General features: G+C 72.2%; 16 protein-coding genes and 2 tRNA genes. 15 read left to right on the top strand and 3 right to left on the bottom strand.

Features of this window, described 5'->3' with window-relative positions:
* Nucleotides 1–115 precede the first annotated feature (115 nt).
* Entirely contained in the window at nucleotides 116–349 is a 234-nt protein-coding gene (locus HHL19_RS02020) for a hypothetical protein (RefSeq protein ID WP_026277450.1), read from the top strand.
* Here HHL19_RS02020 and HHL19_RS02025 read toward each other — a convergent pair.
* On the bottom strand, nucleotides 328–1,614 hold the full coding sequence (locus HHL19_RS02025) for a glycosyltransferase 87 family protein (protein ID WP_169086212.1): 1,287 nt from the start codon (nucleotides 1,612–1,614) through the stop codon (nucleotides 328–330). The two genes, HHL19_RS02020 and HHL19_RS02025, sit on opposite strands and share 22 nt — an antisense overlap.
* Nucleotides 1,615–1,756: 142 nt before the next feature.
* Between HHL19_RS02025 and HHL19_RS02030 the strand changes: the two genes are divergently transcribed.
* The 11 genes from HHL19_RS02030 to HHL19_RS02080 all read left to right on the top strand — a co-directional run bounded on the left by HHL19_RS02030 (nucleotide 1,757) and on the right by HHL19_RS02080 (nucleotide 14,410).
* A tRNA-Ala gene (locus tag HHL19_RS02030) sits at nucleotides 1,757–1,829 on the top strand.
* A 71-nt stretch (nucleotides 1,830–1,900) separates the two neighbouring features.
* Nucleotides 1,901–1,973, top strand: a tRNA-Ala gene (locus tag HHL19_RS02035).
* Between the two features lie 269 nt (nucleotides 1,974–2,242).
* Entirely contained in the window at nucleotides 2,243–5,110 is a 2,868-nt protein-coding gene (gene leuS / locus HHL19_RS02040) for a leucine--tRNA ligase (RefSeq protein ID WP_169084892.1), read from the top strand.
* Nucleotides 5,111–5,243: 133 nt separating this feature from the next.
* Nucleotides 5,244–5,999, top strand: a complete 756-nt coding sequence (locus HHL19_RS02045; protein ID WP_169084894.1) for a hypothetical protein — start codon at nucleotides 5,244–5,246, stop codon at nucleotides 5,997–5,999.
* Between the two features lie 99 nt (nucleotides 6,000–6,098).
* Nucleotides 6,099–6,944 (top strand): DegV family protein, encoded by an 846-nt coding sequence (locus HHL19_RS02050; protein ID WP_169084896.1) that lies wholly within the window; start codon nucleotides 6,099–6,101, stop codon nucleotides 6,942–6,944.
* 374 nt (nucleotides 6,945–7,318) lie between these two features.
* A complete protein-coding gene (locus HHL19_RS02055) occupies nucleotides 7,319–8,074 on the top strand; it encodes a ComEA family DNA-binding protein (RefSeq protein WP_346768232.1) in 756 nt (251 codons plus the stop codon).
* Nucleotides 8,071–10,569 (top strand): ComEC/Rec2 family competence protein, encoded by a 2,499-nt coding sequence (locus HHL19_RS02060; protein WP_169084898.1) that lies wholly within the window; start codon nucleotides 8,071–8,073, stop codon nucleotides 10,567–10,569. Before HHL19_RS02055 ends, HHL19_RS02060 begins: the two co-directional genes overlap by 4 nt.
* 82 nt (nucleotides 10,570–10,651) lie before the next feature.
* A complete protein-coding gene (locus tag HHL19_RS02065) occupies nucleotides 10,652–11,269 on the top strand; it encodes a helix-turn-helix domain-containing protein (protein WP_169084900.1) in 618 nt (205 codons plus the stop codon).
* Nucleotides 11,270–11,274: 5 nt separating this feature from the next.
* Nucleotides 11,275–12,540: an MFS transporter gene (locus tag HHL19_RS02070; RefSeq protein ID WP_169084902.1), complete on the top strand. Its 1,266-nt coding sequence runs from the start codon at nucleotides 11,275–11,277 to the stop codon at nucleotides 12,538–12,540.
* A gap of 26 nt (nucleotides 12,541–12,566) precedes the next feature.
* Nucleotides 12,567–13,406, top strand: a complete 840-nt coding sequence (locus HHL19_RS02075) for an arylamine N-acetyltransferase (protein ID WP_169084904.1) — start codon at nucleotides 12,567–12,569, stop codon at nucleotides 13,404–13,406.
* A gap of 104 nt (nucleotides 13,407–13,510) precedes the next feature.
* Nucleotides 13,511–14,410, top strand: coding sequence for a YceI family protein (locus HHL19_RS02080; protein WP_169084906.1), 900 nt, complete (start codon nucleotides 13,511–13,513; stop codon nucleotides 14,408–14,410).
* A gap of 45 nt (nucleotides 14,411–14,455) precedes the next feature.
* Here HHL19_RS02080 and HHL19_RS02085 read toward each other — a convergent pair whose 3' ends face one another.
* Nucleotides 14,456–14,698 carry a hypothetical protein gene (locus HHL19_RS02085; protein WP_169084908.1) on the bottom strand — a complete coding sequence of 81 codons (243 nt, stop codon included), beginning with the start codon at nucleotides 14,696–14,698 and terminating at the stop codon, nucleotides 14,456–14,458.
* A gap of 55 nt (nucleotides 14,699–14,753) precedes the next feature.
* Here HHL19_RS02085 and holA point away from each other — a divergent pair, with 55 nt between their 5' ends.
* A complete protein-coding gene (gene holA, locus HHL19_RS02090) occupies nucleotides 14,754–15,746 on the top strand; it encodes a DNA polymerase III subunit delta (protein WP_169084910.1) in 993 nt (330 codons plus the stop codon).
* Between the two features lie 424 nt (nucleotides 15,747–16,170).
* Here holA and rpsT read toward each other — a convergent pair whose 3' ends face one another.
* Nucleotides 16,171–16,437, bottom strand: a complete 267-nt coding sequence (rpsT, locus tag HHL19_RS02095; protein WP_169084912.1) for a 30S ribosomal protein S20 — start codon at nucleotides 16,435–16,437, stop codon at nucleotides 16,171–16,173.
* A gap of 218 nt (nucleotides 16,438–16,655) precedes the next feature.
* Here rpsT and lepA point away from each other — a divergent pair, with 218 nt between their 5' ends.
* Nucleotides 16,656–18,524: a translation elongation factor 4 gene (lepA, locus tag HHL19_RS02100; protein WP_169084914.1), complete on the top strand. Its 1,869-nt coding sequence runs from the start codon at nucleotides 16,656–16,658 to the stop codon at nucleotides 18,522–18,524.
* A 227-nt stretch (nucleotides 18,525–18,751) separates the two neighbouring features.
* Nucleotides 18,752–20,629 carry a long-chain fatty acid--CoA ligase gene (locus tag HHL19_RS02105; RefSeq protein ID WP_169084916.1) on the top strand — a complete coding sequence of 626 codons (1,878 nt, stop codon included), beginning with the start codon at nucleotides 18,752–18,754 and terminating at the stop codon, nucleotides 20,627–20,629.
* Nucleotides 20,630–20,640: the final 11 nt, after the last annotated feature.

The raw sequence follows: 20,640 nt of genomic DNA on the forward strand, positions 1-20,640 counted from the left end.
ATCCCGTTCCCCAGCAGGGGGGCGGGATCTGTCGTTTTGTCACTTCTGAGGGCCGCCCGGCCATGGCAGAATCGGACGGCCGGAGGGGGATCAGGTCCGGACGGGAGGGTGGCCTTTGGGTGCGCACAGGCGGAAGTGCGACTGGTGCGGCAGCGGTACGCCCATCGTGCGGGACATGGACCCCGTCAACCCCGAGTACCAGTACTGGTGCGAGGAGTGCGCGCGGGCGCTGATCATAAAGGGCGACCCCATCGAGACCTACCGCGAGCTCGAAGGGGAGCCGATCTACGGCCGGCTCCTCGACGAGCACTGCACCCTCAAGCGGTTCTACTCCTTCGCCACGGCCTGACGCTCCCGGAGCGCCACCCGCTGCCGGGGAACCTCCGGGTCCGCCGTCGGCCGGGACCCGCGCACCGTCAGCGCGTACCCGGCGAAGACCGCCAGGGCCGTCAGCGGGTAGACCGCCGACAGCAGCATCTGACCCGCGTTCTGGTCGAGTTCGGGGCGGCCCGGGTCGTGCGGCACCCACCACAGGGCGAACGAGGCGAAGGCCAGGGCCACCGCGCCCGTCGCACCCCACGCGCGCGTGCGGTCGTACAGCAGGATCAGCAGCGGCACGCACCAGACCCAGTGGTGGGACCAGGAGATCGGCGAGACCATCAGCGCCGTGAAGGCGGTGACGACCACGGCCACCGCCCTGTCGCCGCGCACCGCCGCCCGCACCGCGAGCGCCATCGCCGCGCCGCCCAGCAGGACCGCCGCCGCCAGCCACCACAGCCCGGGCGCGTCCGTGTGCATCAGCCGGGCGAGGACCCCGCTGAGGGACTGGTTCGCGGTCTCCTCGGCGTGCCCGACCCGGCCCGTCTCGAACAGCGTGCGCGTCCAGAACGTCTTCGAGTCCGCCGGCAGCGCCACCGCCATGGCCAGGGTCGTGACCAGGAAGACCCCGGTCGCGGTCAGCGCGGTGCGCAGCCACTGGTTCATCCCCCGGTCCCGCCGCCACAGCAGCAGCCCGGCGACGAGGAGCAGCACCACGAAGAGGCCCGGTGTGAGTTTCACCGCGGTCGCCAGGCCGATCCCCAGGCCCGCCCAGCGGCTGCCCTCGCGGCGGGTGAAGTCCCACAGCACGGCCACCGCGACCAGCAGGTTGATCTGCCCGTACCGGAGGGTCGTCCACACCGGTTCGCACCAGACCACGACCGCCGCGACCCACAGGGTCGTACGCCACAGATCGGCCCGCCGCGCGGGCGAGGCGAGCACCGGGCGGACCAGCTGGAGCGAGAGCCGCACCAGCGCCACCACGAGAAGCAGGTTCCCCGCCGTGGACAGCGTCCGCATCAGCGGGACGCCCACCAGGGTCAGCGGCAGGAACAGCACGGCGGCGAACGGCGGATAGGTCATCGCCAGGTTCGCCGAGGTGGCGCGCATCGCGTACAGGTCACCGCCGGCCCGCAGGGTCTCGGCCTCGGCCCGGTAGACCATGACGTCGAGCATGTTCACGTGGGCGACGCGCTGCGCCACCCAGAAGGCCGCGAACGAGATCAGGCACGCCGCCGCGGCGGCGACCAGGGGCCACGGCCGGGCGCGGGACGGGGAAGGAGTGGAGGGGGACACGGAGGGGGACACAGGGGGCGACCCTACCCGGAGCCTCCGACAGTGCCCGGGAAACGGATTTGGAGTTCTGCCCGGCGGCCGGTTACTGTTCTGTCCGTCGCCGCGAGGAAGACCCGAGAGGGAGCCGGGCGGACGATCACGAGGGGCTATAGCTCAGTTGGTAGAGCGCCTGCATGGCATGCAGGAGGTCAGGAGTTCAATTCTCCTTAGCTCCACAGAAGGCAGATGGGCCATCCATTCCGGATGGCTCTCCGCACTTCTGCGGTAAGCTGAACGCCGCATATGAGGGGCTATAGCTCAGTTGGTAGAGCGCCTGCATGGCATGCAGGAGGTCAGGAGTTCAATTCTCCTTAGCTCCACAAGGAAGAAGCGGGTCATCCGGATCGGATGGCCCGCTTCGTCGTTCCCGACCGGCCTGTGGATATCGATGCGGCCCGTGTGAGCGCTGCGGTACCCTGGCGCCATGCGTGCCGTACGCCTCCTGCTTATCGAGCCGCGCTGACCAGTCCCGACGGGCGGAAGACACCCCGTCGGAGTCGGCGCGGCGTCCCCTCCTGTGCGAGGGGATTTTTCATTTCGTTGCAGTTCGTGGCAGTGGGCAGAGACGATCGATGGAGCTTCTAGGACCATGACCGAGATCAACACGGCCGCCGAGACGGCGGCCCCGCATCGCTATACGGCGGCCATGGCCGCCGACATCGAGGCACGCTGGCAGGACGTCTGGGACGCCGAGGGCACCTACGAGGCGCCGAACCCCTCCGGTGACCTGGCGGGCGACCCCGAGGTCGCCGCCCGCCCCAAGAAGTTCATCATGGACATGTTCCCGTACCCCTCCGGTGCGGGCCTCCACGTCGGCCACCCGCTCGGCTACATCGCCACGGACGTCTTCGCCCGCCACGCGCGCATGACCGGCCACAACGTGCTCCACACCCTCGGCTTCGACGCCTTCGGCCTGCCCGCCGAGCAGTACGCCGTGCAGACCGGCACGCACCCGCGCGTGTCCACCGAGGCCAACATGGAGAACATGAAGCTCCAGCTGCGCCGGCTGGGCCTGGGCCACGACAAGCGCCGGTCGTTCGCCACGATCGACCCCGAGTACTACAAGTGGACCCAGTGGATCTTCCTGCAGATCTACAACTCCTGGTACGACACCGAGGCCGCCAAGGCACGCCCGATCGCCGAGCTGATCGAGCAGTTCGAGAACGGCACCCGTGAGGTCCCCGGCTCCACGCGCGCGTGGGCCGAGCTGTCCGCCGCCGAGCGTGCCGACGTCCTGGGCGAGTACCGCCTGGCGTACGCCTCCGAGGCACCGGTCAACTGGTGCCCCGGCCTGGGCACCGTCCTCGCCAACGAGGAGGTCACCGCCGACGGCCGCTCCGAGCGCGGCAACTTCCCCGTCTTCAAGTCCAAGCTGCGCCAGTGGAACATGCGCATCACCGCCTACGCGGACCGTCTGCTGGACGACCTCGACGGCCTGGACTGGCCCGAGGCCATCAAGCTGCAGCAGCGCAACTGGATCGGCCGCTCCGAAGGCGCCCGCGTCGACTTCCAGGTCGGCGACACCGGCGCCATCACCGTCTTCACCACCCGCCAGGACACCCTCTTCGGCGCCACCTACATGGTCCTGGCCCCCGAGCACGACCTGGTCGAGAAGATCGTCCCGGCCGAGTGGCCCGAGGGCACCCACGACGTGTGGACCGGCGGCCACGCCACCCCGGCCGAGGCCGTCGACGCCTACCGCAAGCAGGCCGCCTCCAAGTCCGACGTCGAGCGGCAGGCCGACGCCAAGGAGAAGACCGGCGTCTTCACCGGCGCGTACGCGACCAACCCGGTCAGCGGCCAGCAGGTCCCCGTCTTCATCGCCGACTACGTCCTCATGGGCTACGGCACCGGCGCCATCATGGCCGTCCCCGCCCACGACGCCCGCGACTTCGCCTTCGCGCGCGCCTTCGAGCTGCCGATGCGCTGCGTCGTCGAGCCCAACGACGACCGCGGCACCGACCCGTCCACCTGGGACGACGCCTTCGGCTCGTACGAAGCGAAGCTGGTCAACTCCGCCAACGACGAGATCTCCCTGGACGGCCTGGGCGTCGTCGACGCCAAGGCGAAGATCACCGCCTGGCTGGCCGACCGCGGCATCGGCGAGGGCACCGTCAACTTCCGCCTCCGCGACTGGCTGTTCAGCCGCCAGCGGTACTGGGGCGAGCCCTTCCCGATCGTCTACGACGAGGACGGCGTCGCCCACGCGCTGCCCGAGTCGATGCTCCCGCTGGAGCTGCCCGAGGTCGAGGACTACTCGCCGCGGACCTTCGACCCGGAGGACGCCGACACCCGGCCCGAGACCCCGCTCTCCCGCAACGAGGAGTGGGTCGACGTCACCCTCGACCTGGGCGACGGGCCGAAGAAGTACCGCCGCGAGACCAACACCATGCCCAACTGGGCCGGTTCCTGCTGGTACGAGCTGCGCTACCTCGACCCGCACAACGACCAGAAGCTGGTCGACCCGGCCATCGAGCAGTACTGGATGGGTCCGCGCGAGTCCATGCCCACCGGCGGCGTCGACCTGTACGTCGGCGGCGCCGAGCACGCCGTGCTCCACCTGCTGTACGCCCGCTTCTGGTCGAAGATCCTCTTCGACCTGGGTCACATCTCCTCGGCCGAGCCCTTCCACAAGCTCTACAACCAGGGCATGATCCAGGCCTTCGTCTACCGCGACGCCCGCGGCATCGCCGTGCCGGCCGCCGAGGTCGAGGAGCGCGACGGCGCCTACTGGTACGAGGGCGAGAAGGTCAGCCGCGTCCTCGGCAAGATGGGCAAGTCCCTGAAGAACGCCGTCACGCCGGACGAGATCTGCGTCGAGTACGGCGCCGACACCCTGCGCCTGTACGAGATGGCGATGGGCCCGCTGGACGTCTCCCGCCCGTGGGACACCCGCGCCGTCGTCGGCCAGTACCGGCTGCTGCAGCGGCTGTGGCGCAACATCGTCGACGAGGCGACCGGCGAGGTCACCGTCGTCGACACCGCGCCCGACGAGGACACGCTGCGCGCCCTGCACAAGGCCGTCGACGGCGTCGCGCAGGACATGGCCGCGATGCGCTTCAACACGGCCATCGCCAAGATCACCGAGCTGAACAACCACCTGACCAAGGCCGGCGGCGCGGTCTCCCGCCCGGTCGCCGAGCAGCTGGTGCTGCTGGTCGCCCCGCTCGCCCCGCACATCGCCGAGGAGCTGTGGCGCCGCCTCGGTCACACCGACTCGGTCGTCCACCAGGACTTCCCGGTCGCCGACCCGGCGTACCTGGTCGACGAGACCGTGACCTGCGTCGTGCAGATCAAGGGCAAGGTCAAGGCCCGCCTGGAGGTCCCGCCGTCCATCGCCGACGCCGAGCTGGAGGCGCTGGCGCTGGCCGACCCGCACGTCGTCTCGGCCCTCGGCGGCGCCGAGATCCGCAAGGTGATCGTGCGCGCGCCGAAGCTGGTGAACATCGTGGCCTGAGTGCCGCGACGGGACTAGGGGTTTCCCCTACGGGCAGGTTGGGGGTTCCGATGGAACCCTCCGCCTGCCCGTTCCGTTTACCGTGGAAGAACCACAGTTGTGGGACGCCGTCGGAGCCTGAGGAGCCACGCACATGGAAGCCACGATTGTCACGATCCTGGCGCTGCTCTTCCTCTCGTTCGTGGCGCTCGGGGTCTACGCCACGGTGAAGGTGGCCAAGGCCGCCAAGCGCGGCGTCGACCGGACCCTCGACCAGGCCAGACGCACCGTCGAGGACACCACGCTGCGGGCCAAGAGCTTCGGACAGATCGGCGTCGCCGCCGAGCTGGCGAAGCTGCGGCTCGCGCTGCGCACCTCGATGCGCGCCACCCAGGACGCGCTCCAGGCCGGGGCCGTCGAGGACGCCTCGCTGCGGGAGTCGCTCGACCTCTTCGCCCGGCTCAGCGCGCACGGTCGCGAGCTGGACGAGGACCTCAAGCGGCTGGAGCGGGAGCCCGACAAGGCGTACGTGGCCGGGCAGCTGCCCGCCCTGACCGAGCGGACCGAGCGGATCACCGGCTCGGCCGACGCGCTGCGACAGGCCGCCCACGACCGGGCCCGCCGGTTCGCCGAGGACGACCTGGAGACGCTGAGCGCCCAGATCGACGTGGAGACGGGCGCGCTGCGCCACTGGACCGCCGTCGACCGGGAGACCGCCGGACCGGAGGCCGCGCAGACGGCCTGGTACGAGTCGGCCCCCGGGACGTCTGGGCAGACGTCGCCGCAGCCGCAGCCGCAGCCGCAGCCGCAGCCGCAGGTCGGGGAGACGCCGCAGGCGATCACGGCGCCCGACCCGCGGACGACCGCCTACCCGTGGGAGAAGACGGCGCGGCCGGAGTCCGCGGGCTGACCGCCGGCAGAGGGGACCGGACGGTCCACGCGATCGCGGGAGCGGCTGTGACCGGGGCCGGGCTGCCGAGCGGCGGTCGCGGCGGGTAACCTCCCGCTCATGTCCCGGCATGTCGCGATCGTCACCGATTCAACGGCCTACCTGCCACCCCAGACGATGGAGCGGCACGCCATCACCGCGGTCCCGCTGACCGTCGTCATCGGCGACCGCGCCCTCCTGGAGGGCACCGAGATCTCGGCCAGATCGCTCGCCGAGGCACTGCAGAAGCGGCGGCCCGTCACCACCTCCCGGCCCAGCCCCGAGGTCTTCGCCGCCGCCTACCGCGAGGCCGCGGAGGCGGGTGCGCGCGGGATCGTCTCGCTCCACCTCTCCGCCGAGGTCTCCGGCACCTACGACGCGGCCGTGCTCGCGGCGAAGGACGCGCCCGTCCCCGTACGGGTCGTGGACACGCGCATGATCGGCATGGCCCTCGGCTTCTGCGCGCTCGCGGCGGCGGAGGTCGTGGAGGGTGGGGGCTCGCTGGAGGAGGCGGTCGCGGCGGCCGAGAAGCGCGCCGGGGACACCTCCGCCTACTTCTACGTCGACACGCTGGACTATCTGCGCCGGGGCGGGCGGATCGGGACCGCGCAGGCGCTGCTCGGCTCCGCCCTCGCGGTGAAGCCGCTCCTCGAACTCGACGGCGGCCGCATCGAGCTGCGGGAGAAGGTGCGGACCGCGTCCAAGGCGATCGCGAGGCTGGAGGAGCTGGCCGTCGAGCAGGCCGGCTCCGGGCCCGTCGACATCGCCGTGCACCACCTCTCAGCGCCCGAGCGGGCCGACGCGCTGGCCGAACGCCTGCGGGCCCGCGTCCCCGGGATCGGGGAGCTGCACGTCAGCGAGGTCGGCGCGGTGATCGGCGCGCACACCGGGCCGGGGCTGCTCGCGGTGGTCGTCTCACCCCGCTGAGCGGGGCTCTTTCACCCTTGTGGGTGAGGGAGTTGTCCACAGGGTCGTCGCTGTCCACGGAAGTCGGCGGGCGACGGCACGGCGCTGCGGCGGACCCTACCGTCGCAGGCATGGATCTTCGTACGGCTGTTTCTTCGTTCTCCGATTCGTCTTCGACCTCTTCTCGCTCTTCGCGTTCCTCCCGGGTCGGGCCCGCGCCCGTGGGGCCTCGGCGGGGTGCTCCGCCCGGGCGGGCGCGGCGGCGGGCCCGTGTGCGGGGGGACGCACTCTTTCCGCCGCCTCTGTCTCCGCCTCCGCCTTCGCCCCCGTCTCCACCTCCACCTCCACCTCCACCTCCGCATTCACCCCCGTCACCAGCGCCGGTCGTGGAGCCGATGGTGGTCGAGGAGCCTGTGGTCGAGGCCGTGGGGAAGCGGCGGTGGCGGGCGGCAGTGCGGGAGCGGCTGCCGCTGTGGGTGCAGACACGGTGCGGGCTTGAGCCGAGGTCGTTGGCGGCGCTCGCCGTGGTCCTCGTGGTGGCGGCCTGCGCGGCGGGCGGATTCTTCTGGGCGGGGCGGCCGGAGCAGGTGCGGGCGCCGGAGCTCGTGAGGGTCGCGCCGGTGGCGGCTTCGCCCGCGCCGGCGTCGGCGTCGGCGTCGGCGCGGGCGTTGGCTTCAACGGTGCCTGGTTCGGGGGGTGGTGCGGCCGCTGGGGAGGTCGTCGTCGACGTGGGAGGGAAGGTGCGCAGGCCGGGGGTGCTGACGTTGCCGGCCGGGTCGCGGGTGGCGGACGCGCTGCGGGCCGCGGGGGGTGTGCGGGCGGGGGCGGATCTGACGGGGCTGAACCGGGCCAGGGTCCTCTTCGACGGCGAGCAGGTGCTCGTCGGGGTGCCCGGAGTGCCGGCCGGGGGAGGTGCGGCACCGGGCGCGGTATCGGGTGTGGGGGCGGGCGGGAGCGGGGTGCCGTTGAGTCTCAACACGGCGACGGCCGAGCAGTTCGACGGGCTGCCGGGCGTGGGGCCCGTGCTGGCGCGGCGGATCGTCGACCACCGGACGGAGCGGGGCGGTTTCCGCTCGGTCGAGGAGTTGCGCGAGGTCGACGGGATCGGCGAGCGGCGCTTCGCGGACCTTCAGCCGTTGGTGCGGCCGTGACGCGGGACGAGGAGGGGTGGAAGGAGGAGCCGGCCGATCTGCGGCTCGTTCCGCCGGCGCTGGCCGCGTGGGCGGCGGCCGCGGCGGCGCTGGGGGTGGCGGGCTGGTGGGTGGTGGCCGGTGTGGGGTTCTGCCTGGCCGGAGCGGCGGCGTCGCTGATCCCGGCGGTGGCGCGGTGGTTGACCAGGGGGCGGGATCCCGCCGTGGGGGTCGGCCCGGGAGGAGGAGGCCGGGGCGGTGGGTCGCCGGGGTGGCGGCTGCGGGCGACGGCGTGGGCGGGGGTGTTGCTGTGCGCCGCGGCGGGAGCCGCTTCGGCGGGGCTGCACGCGGCGGACCTGAGGAGGGGGCCGGTTCCGGTCCTGGCGGGGGAGTACGGGCGGGCCTGGGCGGAGGTGACGGTCACCTCGGATCCTCGGCTCACCCGGCCTCGGGTGAGCGGGCGGGCGATGGTGCCGGTGTCGGTGGTGATGGATGCCGAGGTGGTCCGGGTGGAGCGGACGGACGGGACGGTCGTGCGGACCCGGGCGCCGGTGCTGCTGATCGTGCCTCCGGGGGAGGGGCGGGACGCCTGGCTGCGGTTGCTGCCGTCCACGCGGCTGCGGGTCGGTGCCCGCTTCGCGCCGCCCAGGGACCCTGGGGATCCGTACGCGGCCGTGCTGAAGGCCGGGGCCGGGCCGCCGCGGGTCGTGGCGCCGCCGAGCGCGCCGCAGCGGACGGCCGGCGAGCTGCGGGCCGGGCTGCGCATGGCGACCGACGGGTTGGCGCCGGACGCGCGGGCGCTGCTTCCGGGCCTGGTCGTCGGGGACACCTCGCGGATCGGCACGGAGCTGCGGGACGCCTTCGAGGCCACGGATCTCACGCATTTGCTGGCGGTCTCGGGGAGCAACCTGTCGATCGTGCTGCTCCTGCTCGTCGGACGTCCGGGGCGGGCGCGGCAGGTGGAGCGGGGCGGGCTGGCTCCGCGGATCGGGCTCTCGCTGCGTGGCACCGCGCTGGCGGGGGCGGGGCTGACGGTGGCGTTCGTGGTCGTGTGCCGGCCTGATCCGAGCGTGCTGCGGGCGGCGGCCTGCGGTCTGGTCGCGCTGCTCGCGATCGCCACCGGGCGGAGGAGGTCGCTGATCCCGGCGCTGGCGGCGGTGGTGCTGGTCCTGGTGCTGTACGACCCCTGGCTGGCGCGGAGTTACGGGTTCCTGCTGTCCGTGCTCGCGACCGGGGCGCTGCTCGTGGTGGCGCCGGGGTGGAGCGAGGCGCTGCGGCGGCGCGGGGTGCCGGGGCGGCTCGCGGAGGCGCTGGCCGCCGCGCTGGCGGCGCAGGCGGTGAGTGCGCCGGTCGTGGTGGTCTTCGCGGCTCGGATGAGTCTGGTGGCGATTCCGGCGAACCTCCTCGCGGAGCCGGCGGTGGCGCTCGCGACGGTGTTCGGTTTCGGGGCGCTCGCGGTGGCGCCGGTGTGGGCGGCGGGGGCGGAGGGCCTGGCATGGGTGGCGGGGTGGCCGGCCGGGTGGATCGCCCGGGTGGCGAGGACGGGCGCGGCGCTGCCGGGTGCCGAGGTGGCGTGGCCCGGCGGCTGGTGGGGAGGGGCGGCGCTCGCGCTGGTGACGGTCGCGGTGGTGGCCGGGGTGCGGCGGCTGCGGCACCGGACGTGGCCGGTGGTCGGGGTGGTCGTGCTGCTGGTGCTCGTGGTGGCCCGTCCGGTGCCGCTGGTGCGCTGGGTCAGCGGCTGGCCGCCGCCGGGCTGGGTGTTCGCGATGTGCCAGGTCGGTCAGGGGGACGCCACGGTGCTCGCGGCCGGCGAGGGCGCGGGGGTGGTGGTGGACGCGGGGCCCGATCCGGTGGCCGTGGACCGCTGCCTGCGTGAACTGGAGGTGAGGCAGGTGCCGTTGCTGGTCCTTACGCACTTCCACGCCGACCATGTGGCCGGGCTTCCGGGGGTGTTGAAGGGGCGGAGGGTCGGGGCGATCCAGACCACGGGGCTGGAAGAGCCGCCCGGGCAGGCGGAGTTCGTACGGAGGGAGGCGAGTGCCGCCGGGGTGCCGGTGGTGCGGGCGGAGCCGGGGGAGCAGCGGCGGGTCGGGGCGCTGGAGTGGCGGGTGCTGTGGCCGCCGGCCGGGCCGGCGCCGCCGGACGGCGGGCCGAACGACGCCAGCGTCACGCTGCTGGTCCGGGGGCAGGGCGGGGTGAGTGTGCTGCTGCTCGGTGATCTGGAGCCGCCGGCGCAGCGGGCCCTGTGGCGGGCGCATCCGGAGCTCGGGGCGGTGGACGTGCTGAAGGTCGCCCATCACGGGTCCGCGCACCAGGACCCGGGGCTGACCGGTGCGGTGCGGCCACGGCTGGCTCTGGTGTCCGCCGGCAGGGACAACCCGTACGGGCATCCGTCGCCCCGGACGCTGGCGGCGTTGCGGGCGGGCGGGGCGCGGGTGCTGCGGACGGACCGGGACGGGGCGATCGCGGTGACGGGTGCGGGGAGGGGGCTGGTGGCGGTGGCGCGCGGCTGGTGACCCCCGGGGAACGCCCCGCTTGTAAAGAAACGCTTGTAAAGCAATCCTTGTAAAGGAGTCTTTCTATAGATAGCTTTACATCATGACGGAGAACAGTGCCTCGCACCCCGAGGGCGAGAAGCGCCACAGCGTCAGGCTGACCGACCCCCGGGCGCTGCGGGCCTACGCCCACCCCCTGCGGATGACCCTGGTCGGGCTGCTGCGCCGACACGGGCCGTTCACCGCCACCCGGGCCGCCGAACTGACCGGCGAATCGGTGGCCAGCTGCTCGTACCACCTGCGGATACTCGCCAAGTACGGGCTCGTGGAGGAGGCGCCGGGCGGGCGCGGCAGGGAGAAGCCCTGGCGGGCCACCGCCCGGTACACCGAGTGGCCCGGCTACAGCGAGGACCCCTCGGTCGCGCAGGCGACCGACGAGCTCAACGTGGCCGTCGCCGAGCGCTACTTCGGACGGTTCGCCCAGGTCCTGGAGAGCCGGACGGGCGTCACGAAGGAGTGGCGGGAGGCCGAACTGTTCGGGGACGCCCTCGTGTACGTCACCCCCGACGAGCTGCGCACCCTCGGCGAGCGGATCGACGACCTGCTCAGGGTCTACCTCGACCGTGAGGACGACCCGGCCGTCCGGCCCGCGGGCGCGCGGGCCGTCAGCTTCCTGAAGATCGCCTACCTGGACCCCGACACCGACGAAGACGAGGAGTGACGAGGATGGGCCTCACCGCACGGGTTCCGGCGCTGCTGCGCGAGCGGACCTTCCGCCGCTACTGGACGGGGCAGACCGTCTCGCTCGTCGGGGACCAGATCTCCCTGATGGCTCTGCCGCTCACCGCCGTGCTCGTGCTCGGGGCCGACGCCGCCCAGATGGGCTGGCTCAAGACCCTCGAACTCCTCCCGGCCCTGCTGCTCAACCTGCCCTTCGGGGCCTGGGCCGACCGGCGGGCCGACCGCCGCCGGATCATGATCGCCACGGACCTGGGGCGGGCCGCGCTGCTGCTCACCCTGCCCGTCGCCTACGCCCTCGACCTGCTGACGCTCGGCCAGCTCTACCTCGTCGCCTTCGGGGTGGGCGCGCTGTCGGTGCTCTTCGAGGTCTGCAACTCCACACTGTTCGCGTCCCTCGTCCCGGCCGACCGCTATGTGGAAGCCAACTCGCTGGTGAACGGCAGCCGTTCGATGGCCTGGCTGGCCGGGCCCAGCATCGGCGGCGTCCTCGTCCAGGTGCTGACCGCTCCCGTGGCGCTGCTCGCGGACGCCCTCACCTACCTGACGTCGGCGGGATACCTGGCGAGGATCCGGCCGGCCGAGGCCGCCCCGGCCGCCGTGGCCAAGGGGCACTTCACGGAGGGGATGCGGTGGGTGCTGCGCGAGCCGTCGATGCGGGCGCTCTTCTCCGCCTCCGGCACCGTCCAGTTCTTCAACTACATGTTCCACACCCTCTTCGTGCTCTACGCGACCCAGGACCTCGGTCTCGGCGCGGGCCTGCTCGGCCTGGTGCTCGGCGCCGGAGCCGTCGGCGGTCTGCTCGGGGCGATGTGGAGCGGGGCGGTCGTCCGCCGGCTCGGCATCGGCGGCTCCATCGTCGCCGGCTTCCTCGGCTTCACCCTGCCGCTGGTCCTCATACCCGCGGCGGACGGACCGCCGCCGCTCGTCGTGGGCGTGCTGTTCGCCGCCGAATTCCTGTCCTGCGTCGGCGTGATGATCGTCGACGTGGCCGCCGGCTCCTTCCAGATGGCGCTCATCCCCGAGACCATGCGCGCCAGGGTCATGGGAGCCTTCCGCACCCTCAACCACGGATTCCGTCCCCTCGGAGCGCTCGCCGGAGGCGTGCTGGGCACCGCGCTCGGCCTCCGGCCCACCCTCTGGATCGCCACGGTGGGCGGCGTCTTCGCGGTCCTGTGGCTGCTGCCCTCGCCCCTGGCGCGCATGCGCGAACTGCCGACCCAGGAGCGGGAATCGGCCGCCGCCACCTCGTGACGGCGGTGAACCGGCAGACTGCCCCCATGACTGATCATGGAAAGCCCGGGGGACTGCCGGACGCGGCCGTGGAGCACTACCTGGAGCGCATCGGGGCCGCATGGCCCGGGCGGGCGGACGCCGGGGCGCTGCGGGAGCTGCACCTGAGGCATCTGCTGGCCGTGCCCTTCGAGAACCTCTCGATCCACCTCGGGGAGGACATCGTCCTCGACGAGAAGGCGCTCGTCGACAAGGTGGTCGTGGCCCGGCGGGGCGGGTTCTGTTACGAGCTGAACACCGCGTTCGCCGCGCTGCTCCGGGCGCTCGGCTACCGGGCCGAGCTGCTCCAGGCGCGGGTCCTCGGCCCGGACGGGCGGGTGGGCATCCCGTACGACCACATGGCGCTGCTCGTGGAGGACGCGGACGGAGGGCGCTGGCTGGCCGACGTGGGCTTCGGGGACCACAGTCACCTTCCGCTCGCCTTCGACGAGCGCGGGGAGCAGGCCGACGCCGCCGGTGTCTTCGTGATCCGGGACGTACCGGGGACGGATGGGGACCTCGACGTGGTGCGGGACGGCACGCCGCGGTACCGGCTGGAGTCGCGGCCGCGGGTGCTCGCGGACTTCGAGGCCGGTGCCTGGTACCACCGGACCTCGCCCGAGTCGCACTTCACCCGCGGGGTGATCTGCTCGCTGCTCACCGAGGACGGCCGGGCCAGCATCGGCGGCCGGAAGCTGTACCGGACCGTGGCCGGGGAGCGCACGGAGCGGGAGCTCGGGACGGACGAGGAGCTGCGGGAGGCGTACCGGGAGCTGTTCGGGATCGCGCTCGACACGCTGCCCGCCGCGCCGCCGGCGGCGGGGGAGGAAGGCGAGCGGAAGTCGTAATTCGGACTGGTCGGTAGCAAGGCCGCGTTTGCCTCGAACGCCGCATGGGTGATCGAATGTGAACTCGTTGCATAGTGAACGAGTCGCACGGGGGTGCGTGAAGAATGTTCGGTGGCCTCTTCGGGAAGCGGGGGAACGGTGGTAGCGGCCGGGGCGGCGGCGCGCTCGCCGGGTACGCCGTACCGGCCTCGGCGGGAGTCCTCAGCTGCCGGGTCCTCGACCCCGTGCACGAGCCGCTGCGGCAGGCCGGGTTCGCGCTGACGGACGCGGCCGGCCGCAAGGTGCTCGGCGGGGAGACCGACCCGTACGGCACCCTCCTCGCCACCGTGCCGGCCGGGGAATACCGGCTCGCCGTCACCTCCGACGGGTACACGCCGCACCACGCCACCGCCGTGATCGGCCAGGGCGTCCACGCGGACCTCGGGGACGTCCTGCTCCAGGTCGCCCCGCAGCCGCCGCTGCCCGAACCCGGCGACTGGGAGATCGACCCCACGCACTCCCAGATCGGTTTCACCGCCCGGCACATCGGGCTCGCGCGGATCCACGGGCGGTTCAACAGCTTCGCCGGCGCGATACGGATCGCCGAGCGCATGGAGCAGTCGGCGATGCACGTCGTCATCGACGCGGCCTCGATCGACACCGGGGTGCAGATGCGCGACGACCACCTGCGCTCCGGCGACTTCCTGGACATCGGCGTCCACCCGACCATCGAGTTCTTCAGCGAACGCTTCACCCACCGCGGCGGCACCCGCTGGAGCGTCACGGGCGCGCTCAGCCTCCACGGCGTGAACCGCACCGTCACGCTGGACACCCAGTACCTCGGGCTCGGCAGCGGCCTGGAGGGCGAGACCCGGGGTGCCTGCCGGGCCACCGCCGAACTGCACCGCGAGGACTTCACCCTCACCTGGCAGACGCTGCTCGCGCGCGGGATCGCGGCGGTCGGCTCCAGCATCGCGATCGACCTCGACGTGCAGATCGTGCCGAAGGCGGTCGGCCGGGGCTGACGGGCGGGGCGGGGCTGTGGGGTGGGGCGGGGGGCCGAGGGCGGGTTACGGGGCCTCCAGCCAGCCCTCGTACTCGGCGGCGAAGTCGTCCAGCGCGGCCGGGTCGAGACGGCCGTCCGGGTCCTCGACGACCACCAGCCACTGCGCGTCCTCGGCGTCGTCCTCGCCGGCCAGCGCGTCGCGGACCAGCTGCGGCTCCTCGGCCACGCCGAAGCGGTCGGACAGCTCCGCGGACAGCTCCTCGGCGGCGTCGCGGTCGGGGAGCACCAGTACATGTCGTTCACTCACCCCGTCATTCTCGCGCGCGGCCCGTTGTCGGTGGGGCGTGGGATGCTGGAACGCGATGGCCACCAGAAAGACTTCCAGCGACGACCTCCTCGGCCCCGTCACGCTCGCCGTGGGCCAGGAGGACCTGCTCCTCGACCGAGCCGTACGGGAGGTGGTGGCGGCCGCGCGGGCCGCCGACACCGACACCGACGTACGGGACCTCACCCCCGACCAGCTCCAGCCGGGGGCCCTCGCCGAGCTCACCAGCCCCTCGCTCTTCGCCGAGCGGAAGGTACTGGTCGTGCGGAACGCGCAGGACCTCTCGGCGGAGAGCGTCAAGGACGTGAAGGGGTACCTCGACGCGCCCGTCGAGGACATCACGCTCGTCCTGCTGCACGCGGGCGGAGCCAAGGGCAAGGGGCTCCTCGACGCGGCGCGCAAGGCGGGGGCGCGGGAGGTGGCCTGCCCCAAGACCACGAAGCCGGCGGAGCGGCTGACCTTCGTACGGCAGGAGTTCCGGGCGCTCGGGCGATCCGCCACGCCCGAGGCGTGCCAGGCGCTCGTCGACTCCATCGGCAGCGACCTGCGGGAGCTGGCCTCGGCGGTCGCGCAGCTGACGGCGGATGTCGACGGGACGATCGACGAGGCGGTCGTCGGCCGGTACTACACCGGGCGCGCGGAGGCCTCGTCCTTCAACGTCGCCGACCGGGCCGTGGAGGGGAGGGCGGCGGAGGCGCTGGAGGCGCTGCGCTGGTCGCTGTCGACCGGGGTCGCGCCCGTGCTCATCACGAGCGCGCTCGCGCAGGGGGTGCGGGCCATCGGCAAGCTCTCCTCCGCGCGGGGCGGGCGGCCCGCCGACCTCGCGCGCGAGCTGGGCATGCCGCCGTGGAAGATCGACCGGGTGCGGCAGCAGATGCGGGGCTGGACCCCGGACGGCGTCGCGATGGCCCTGCGGGCCGTCGCGGAGGCGGACGCGGGGGTGAAGGGCGGCGGCGACGACCCCGAGTACGCCCTGGAGAAGGCGGTCGTCGCGGTGGCCCGAGCCGCGAGAGCCCGCCGCGGCGCCTGACGCGTACCGCGGCGCAGGGTCCTGGCGTCGCGCCCGACGCGGGCCTGCTGCGCGCGCCCGCCCACCGGGCACCGATGGGCTGGGCCTGCCGGCCTGCCGCGCCCCGGTCGTGGCGCGCCGCCCGGAGCCCCCACCCCACCCCTTGCCGAAACCCCGCCGGGGGCACAACCGACGAACCCGGGCCGCGCCCGTTCCCGGGCTGCGGCGCCGCCAGGGCGCAGCACCCGGGTGCGTGGGCGCACGCGCCGAAAGGCCCCGCTCCCTCCTGGGGAAGGAGGGAGCGGGGCCTTTCGGGTGATGCTGGAGTGTCCCGTACACGCGTGGCGAACGCGTCTCGCGTACGGGGCGGGTGGCCGGGCGGGAGCGGTAGAGAGGGTCCGCTGGGTCCCGGCGGCCGGTGGAGCCTGGATCAGGAGATCCGGTCTCAGCCCTGGAGGGAGCCGACCTTGACAGCCAGCGCCGACTTCTTGTTGGCGGCGGCGTTCTTGTGGATGACACCCTTCGAGACAGCCTTGTCGAGCTGACGCGAGGCGGCACGGGCGGCCACGGTGGCCTTCTCGAGGTCGCCGGCGGCGACAGCCTCACGGGCCTTGCGGATCGCGGTCTTGAGCGACGACTTGACGGCCTTGTTGCGCAGGCGCGCCTTCTCGTTGGTCTTGTTCCGCTTGATCTGGGACTTGATGTTCGCCACTGAAAGAGCCTTTACAGGTTCGATGTTTCTTCAGGATGTGCCACGCAGCTGAGAGGGCACACGAGACACAGCTGTCCACGGTATCAGGCGCTCTCCCGGCCGCCCAAACGAGGGCCGCGAGGGGGTGTGGAGCGCCCGAACCGGACGCCCGGCCGTGGGCATGGGACGATGGGGGCTACGTATCCGTTCCGAACACCGCCCCGAGACGAGAACCCTGCGTGCCCGCGACTCCTACCAACGTGCCCGAGCCGAGCCGTACCGACCCGGCTCTGATCCGCAACTTCTGCATCATCGCGCACATCGACCACGGCAAGTCCACGCTCGCCGACCGGATGCTCCAGCTGACCGGTGTGGTCGACCAGCGGCAGATGCGCGCCCAGTACCTCGACCGGATGGACATCGAGCGTGAGCGCGGCATCACGATCAAGTCCCAGGCGGTCCGGCTGCCCTGGGCCCCGACCGAGGGGCCGGAGCAGGGGCGTACGCACATCCTCAACATGATCGACACCCCCGGGCACGTCGACTTCACCTACGAGGTGTCGCGATCGCTGGCCGCCTGTGAGGGCACGATCCTGCTGGTCGACGCGGCCCAGGGCATCGAGGCGCAGACCCTCGCGAACCTCTATCTCGCGATGGAGAACGACCTCACCATCGTTCCCGTGCTCAACAAGATCGACCTGCCGGCCGCCCAGCCGGAGAAGTTCGCCGACGAGCTCGCGAACCTCATCGGCTGCCAGCCGGAGGACGTCCTCAAGGTCTCCGCGAAGACCGGCATGGGCGTCGAGGCGCTGCTCGACCGGGTCGTCCGGGACATCCCGGCGCCGGTCGGCGTGGCCGACGCGCCCGCCCGCGCGATGATCTTCGACTCCGTGTACGACTCGTACCGGGGCGTCGTGACGTACGTCCGTGTCGTCGACGGGCAGCTCAACAAGCGCGAGCGCATCAAGATGATGTCGACCGGCGCCACCCACGAGCTCCTGGAGATCGGCGTCTCCTCTCCGGAGATGACGCCCTCCGACGGTCTGGGCGTCGGCGAGGTGGGCTACCTCATCACCGGTGTGAAGGACGTCCGCCAGTCCAAGGTCGGTGACACGATCACCTCCCTGCACAACGGCGCCACGGAGGCCCTCGGCGGCTACAAGGACCCGAAGCCGATGGTCTTCTCGGGTCTCTACCCGCTGGACGGCTCGGAGTACCCGGACCTCCGCGAGGCCCTCGACAAGCTGCAGCTCAACGACGCCGCGCTCGTCTACGAGCCGGAGACCTCCGCCGCGCTCGGCTTCGGCTTCCGCGTGGGCTTCCTCGGCCTCCTGCACCTCGACGTGATCCGTGAGCGGCTCGAGCGCGAGTTCGGGCTCGACCTCATCGCCACCGCGCCCAACGTGGTCTACCGCGTGGTCATGGAGGACGGCAGCGAGCACACGGTCACCAACCCGAGCGAGTTCCCCGAGGGCAAGATCGACGAGGTGTACGAGCCCGTCGTGCGCGCCACGATCCTCGCGCCCAGCGAGTTCATCGGCGCGATCATGGAGCTCTGCCAGACCCGTCGCGGCACGCTGATCGGCATGGACTACCTCTCCGAGGACCGGGTGGAGATCCGCTACACCCTGCCCCTCGCCGAGATCGTCTTCGACTTCTTCGACCAGCTGAAGTCCAAGACCCGCGGGTACGCCTCGCTCGACTACGAGCCCACCGGCGAGCAGGCCTCCAGCCTGGTCAAGGTCGACATCCTGCTGCACGGCGACAAGGTCGACGCCTTCTCCGCCGTCACCCACAAGGACGCCGCGTACGCGTACGGCGTGCGGCTCGTCGCCAAGCTGCGCGAGCTCATCCCGCGGCAGGCCTTCGAGGTGCCGATCCAGGCCGCCATCGGCTCCCGGGTCATCGCCCGCGAGACCATCCGCGCCATCCGCAAGGACGTCCTCGCCAAGTGCTACGGCGGTGACATCTCCCGTAAGCGGAAGCTGCTGGAGAAGCAGAAGGAAGGCAAGAAGCGCATGAAGATGGTCGGCTCGGTGGAGGTGCCGCAGGAGGCCTTCATCGCCGTCCTGTCGAGCGACGAATCCGGCGGTAAGTCGAAGAAGTAGCAGGAATCGGCCACCTCGTCGTGGACGAAACGGGTCCGCGTGCCTCCGGCGCGCGGACCCGTTCGTTATCCACCGTTATCCACAGGCCCTTACGCGCCGGACGTCGGCGCTCTAATCTGAAGCCCCCCGCAGGTTACTCGCGAGTTAGTTACGCGTCCGTAGCCGCACATCCGTAGTTGTATGACCACCGCACCGCCAACAGGCATCGCCGCCGCCCGGAGGACGACGTGAGCGACAACCAGATCCAGATCGACGACCGGCTGCCCTCCGTCGCGGCTCTCTTCCTCGAACGGGTCGAGCGCACACCCGACGCGGAGGCCTACCGCTACCCGGTGCCCGCCGCCTCCGGCACCGGACCCGACGACTGGAAGTCGCTCAGCTGGGGCCAGGCCGCACAGCGCGTCTTCGCCATCGCCGCCGGCCTGATCGACCTCGGCGTCCAGCCCGAGGAGCGCGTCGCCCTCGCCTCCGCCACCCGCGTCGAGTGGATCCTCGCCGACCTCGGCGTGATGTGCGCCGGCGCCGCCACCACCACGGTCTACCCGCAGACCAACGCCGAGGAGTCCGCCTTCATCCTCTCGGACTCCGAGTCGAAGGTGCTCATCGCCGAGAACGCCGCCCAGCTCGCCAAGGCCGTCGAGCGCCGCGCCGAGCTGCCCGGCCTCCACCACGTGGTGGTCGTCGACGCCGAGGGCGCCGACACCTCCGAGGAGTGGGTCCTCACCCTCGCCGACCTGGAGGCGCGCGGAGCCGCGTACCTGGAGAAGCACCCCGAGGCGGTCAAGGAGCGGGTCGGCGCGATCACCCGCGAGCAGCTCGCCACCCTCATCTACACCTCCGGCACCACCGGCCGCCCCAAGGGCGTCCGCCTCCCGCACGACAACTGGTCGTACATGGCCAAGGCGATCGCCGCCACCGGCCTCGTCACCCGGGACGACGTCCAGTACCTGTGGCTGCCGCTCGCCCACGTCTTCGGCAAGGTCCTCACCTCCGGCCAGATCGAGGTCGGCCACGTCACCGCCGTCGACGGCCGCGTCGACAAGATCATCGAGAACCTGCCGGTGGTCCAGCCGACCTACATGGCGGCCGTCCCCCGCATCTTCGAGAAGGTCTACAACGGCGTCGCCGCCAAGGCCCGGGCCGGCGGCGGAGCCAAGTACAAGATCTTCCAGTGGGCCGTCGGCGTCGGCCGCGAGTACGCCAAGGTCACCCAGGACAACTTCCGCCGCACCGGCACCGCCTCCGCGCCCTTCGGCCTCACCGCCAAGCACAAGGTGGCCGACGCCCTCGTCTTCGCCAAGATCCGCGAGGCCTTCGGCGGCCGGCTGCGCGCCTGCATCTCCGGCTCCGCCGCCCTCGCCCCCGAGATCGGCTACTTCTTCGCCGGCGCCGGCGTCCACATCCTGGAGGGATACGGCCTGACGGAGTCCTCCGCCGCCTCCTTCGTCAACCCCGGCGAGGCCTACCGCACCGGCACCGTCGGCAAGCCGCTCCCCGGCACCGAGGTCCGCATCGCCGACGACGGCGAGATCCTGCTCCGCGGCCCCGGCATCATGGAGGGCTACCACGGCCTCCCCGAGAAGACCGCCGAGGTCCTGGAGGCCGACGGCTGGTTCCACACCGGCGACATCGGCGAGCTCTCCGCCGACGGCTACCTGCGGATCACCGACCGCAAGAAGGACCTCATCAAGACCTCCGGCGGCAAGTACATCGCCCCGGCCGAGGTCGAGGGCCAGTTCAAGGCCGTCTGCCCCTTCGTCTCCAACATCCTCGTCCACGGCGCCGACCGGAACTACTGCACCGCCCTCATCGCCCTCGACGAGCCCGCCCTCCTCGGCTGGGCCGCCGAGCACGGCCTGGGCGGCAAGTCGTACGCCGAGGTCGTCGCCGCCCCGGAGACCGTCAAGCTCGTCCAGGGCTACGTCGACCGCCTCAACGAGGGCCTCCAGCGCTGGCAGACGATCAAGAAGTTCCGCCTCCTGCCCCGCGACCTCGACATCGAGCACGGGGAACTCACCCCGTCCCTGAAGCTCAAGCGCCCGGTCGTCGAGCGCGAGTACAAGGACCTCATCGACGACATGTACGCGGGCTCGCGCGAGGCCTGATCCGGGGGGAC

The organism is Streptomyces sp. R302, assembly GCF_012927245.1.
GTDB lineage: Bacteria > Actinomycetota > Actinomycetes > Streptomycetales > Streptomycetaceae > Streptomyces.

Bases quoted from the DNA above. Each gene is read 5' to 3' on its own strand.
- HHL19_RS02080 (WP_169084906.1), top strand. From the start codon at position 13,511: ATGTTCGGTGGCCTCTTCGGGAAGCGGGGGAACGGTGGTAGCGGCCGG.
- HHL19_RS02045 (WP_169084894.1), top strand. From the start codon at position 5,244: ATGGAAGCCACGATTGTCACGATCCTGGCGCTGCTCTTCCTCTCGTTC.
- HHL19_RS02075 (WP_169084904.1), top strand. From the start codon at position 12,567: ATGACTGATCATGGAAAGCCCGGGGGACTGCCGGACGCGGCCGTGGAG.
- HHL19_RS02055 (WP_346768232.1), top strand. From the start codon at position 7,319: ATGGTGGTCGAGGAGCCTGTGGTCGAGGCCGTGGGGAAGCGGCGGTGG.
- holA (WP_169084910.1), top strand. From the start codon at position 14,754: ATGGCCACCAGAAAGACTTCCAGCGACGACCTCCTCGGCCCCGTCACG.
- HHL19_RS02050 (WP_169084896.1), top strand. From the start codon at position 6,099: ATGTCCCGGCATGTCGCGATCGTCACCGATTCAACGGCCTACCTGCCA.
- leuS (WP_169084892.1), top strand. From the start codon at position 2,243: ATGACCGAGATCAACACGGCCGCCGAGACGGCGGCCCCGCATCGCTAT.
- HHL19_RS02070 (WP_169084902.1), top strand. From the start codon at position 11,275: ATGGGCCTCACCGCACGGGTTCCGGCGCTGCTGCGCGAGCGGACCTTC.
- HHL19_RS02065 (WP_169084900.1), top strand. From the start codon at position 10,652: ATGACGGAGAACAGTGCCTCGCACCCCGAGGGCGAGAAGCGCCACAGC.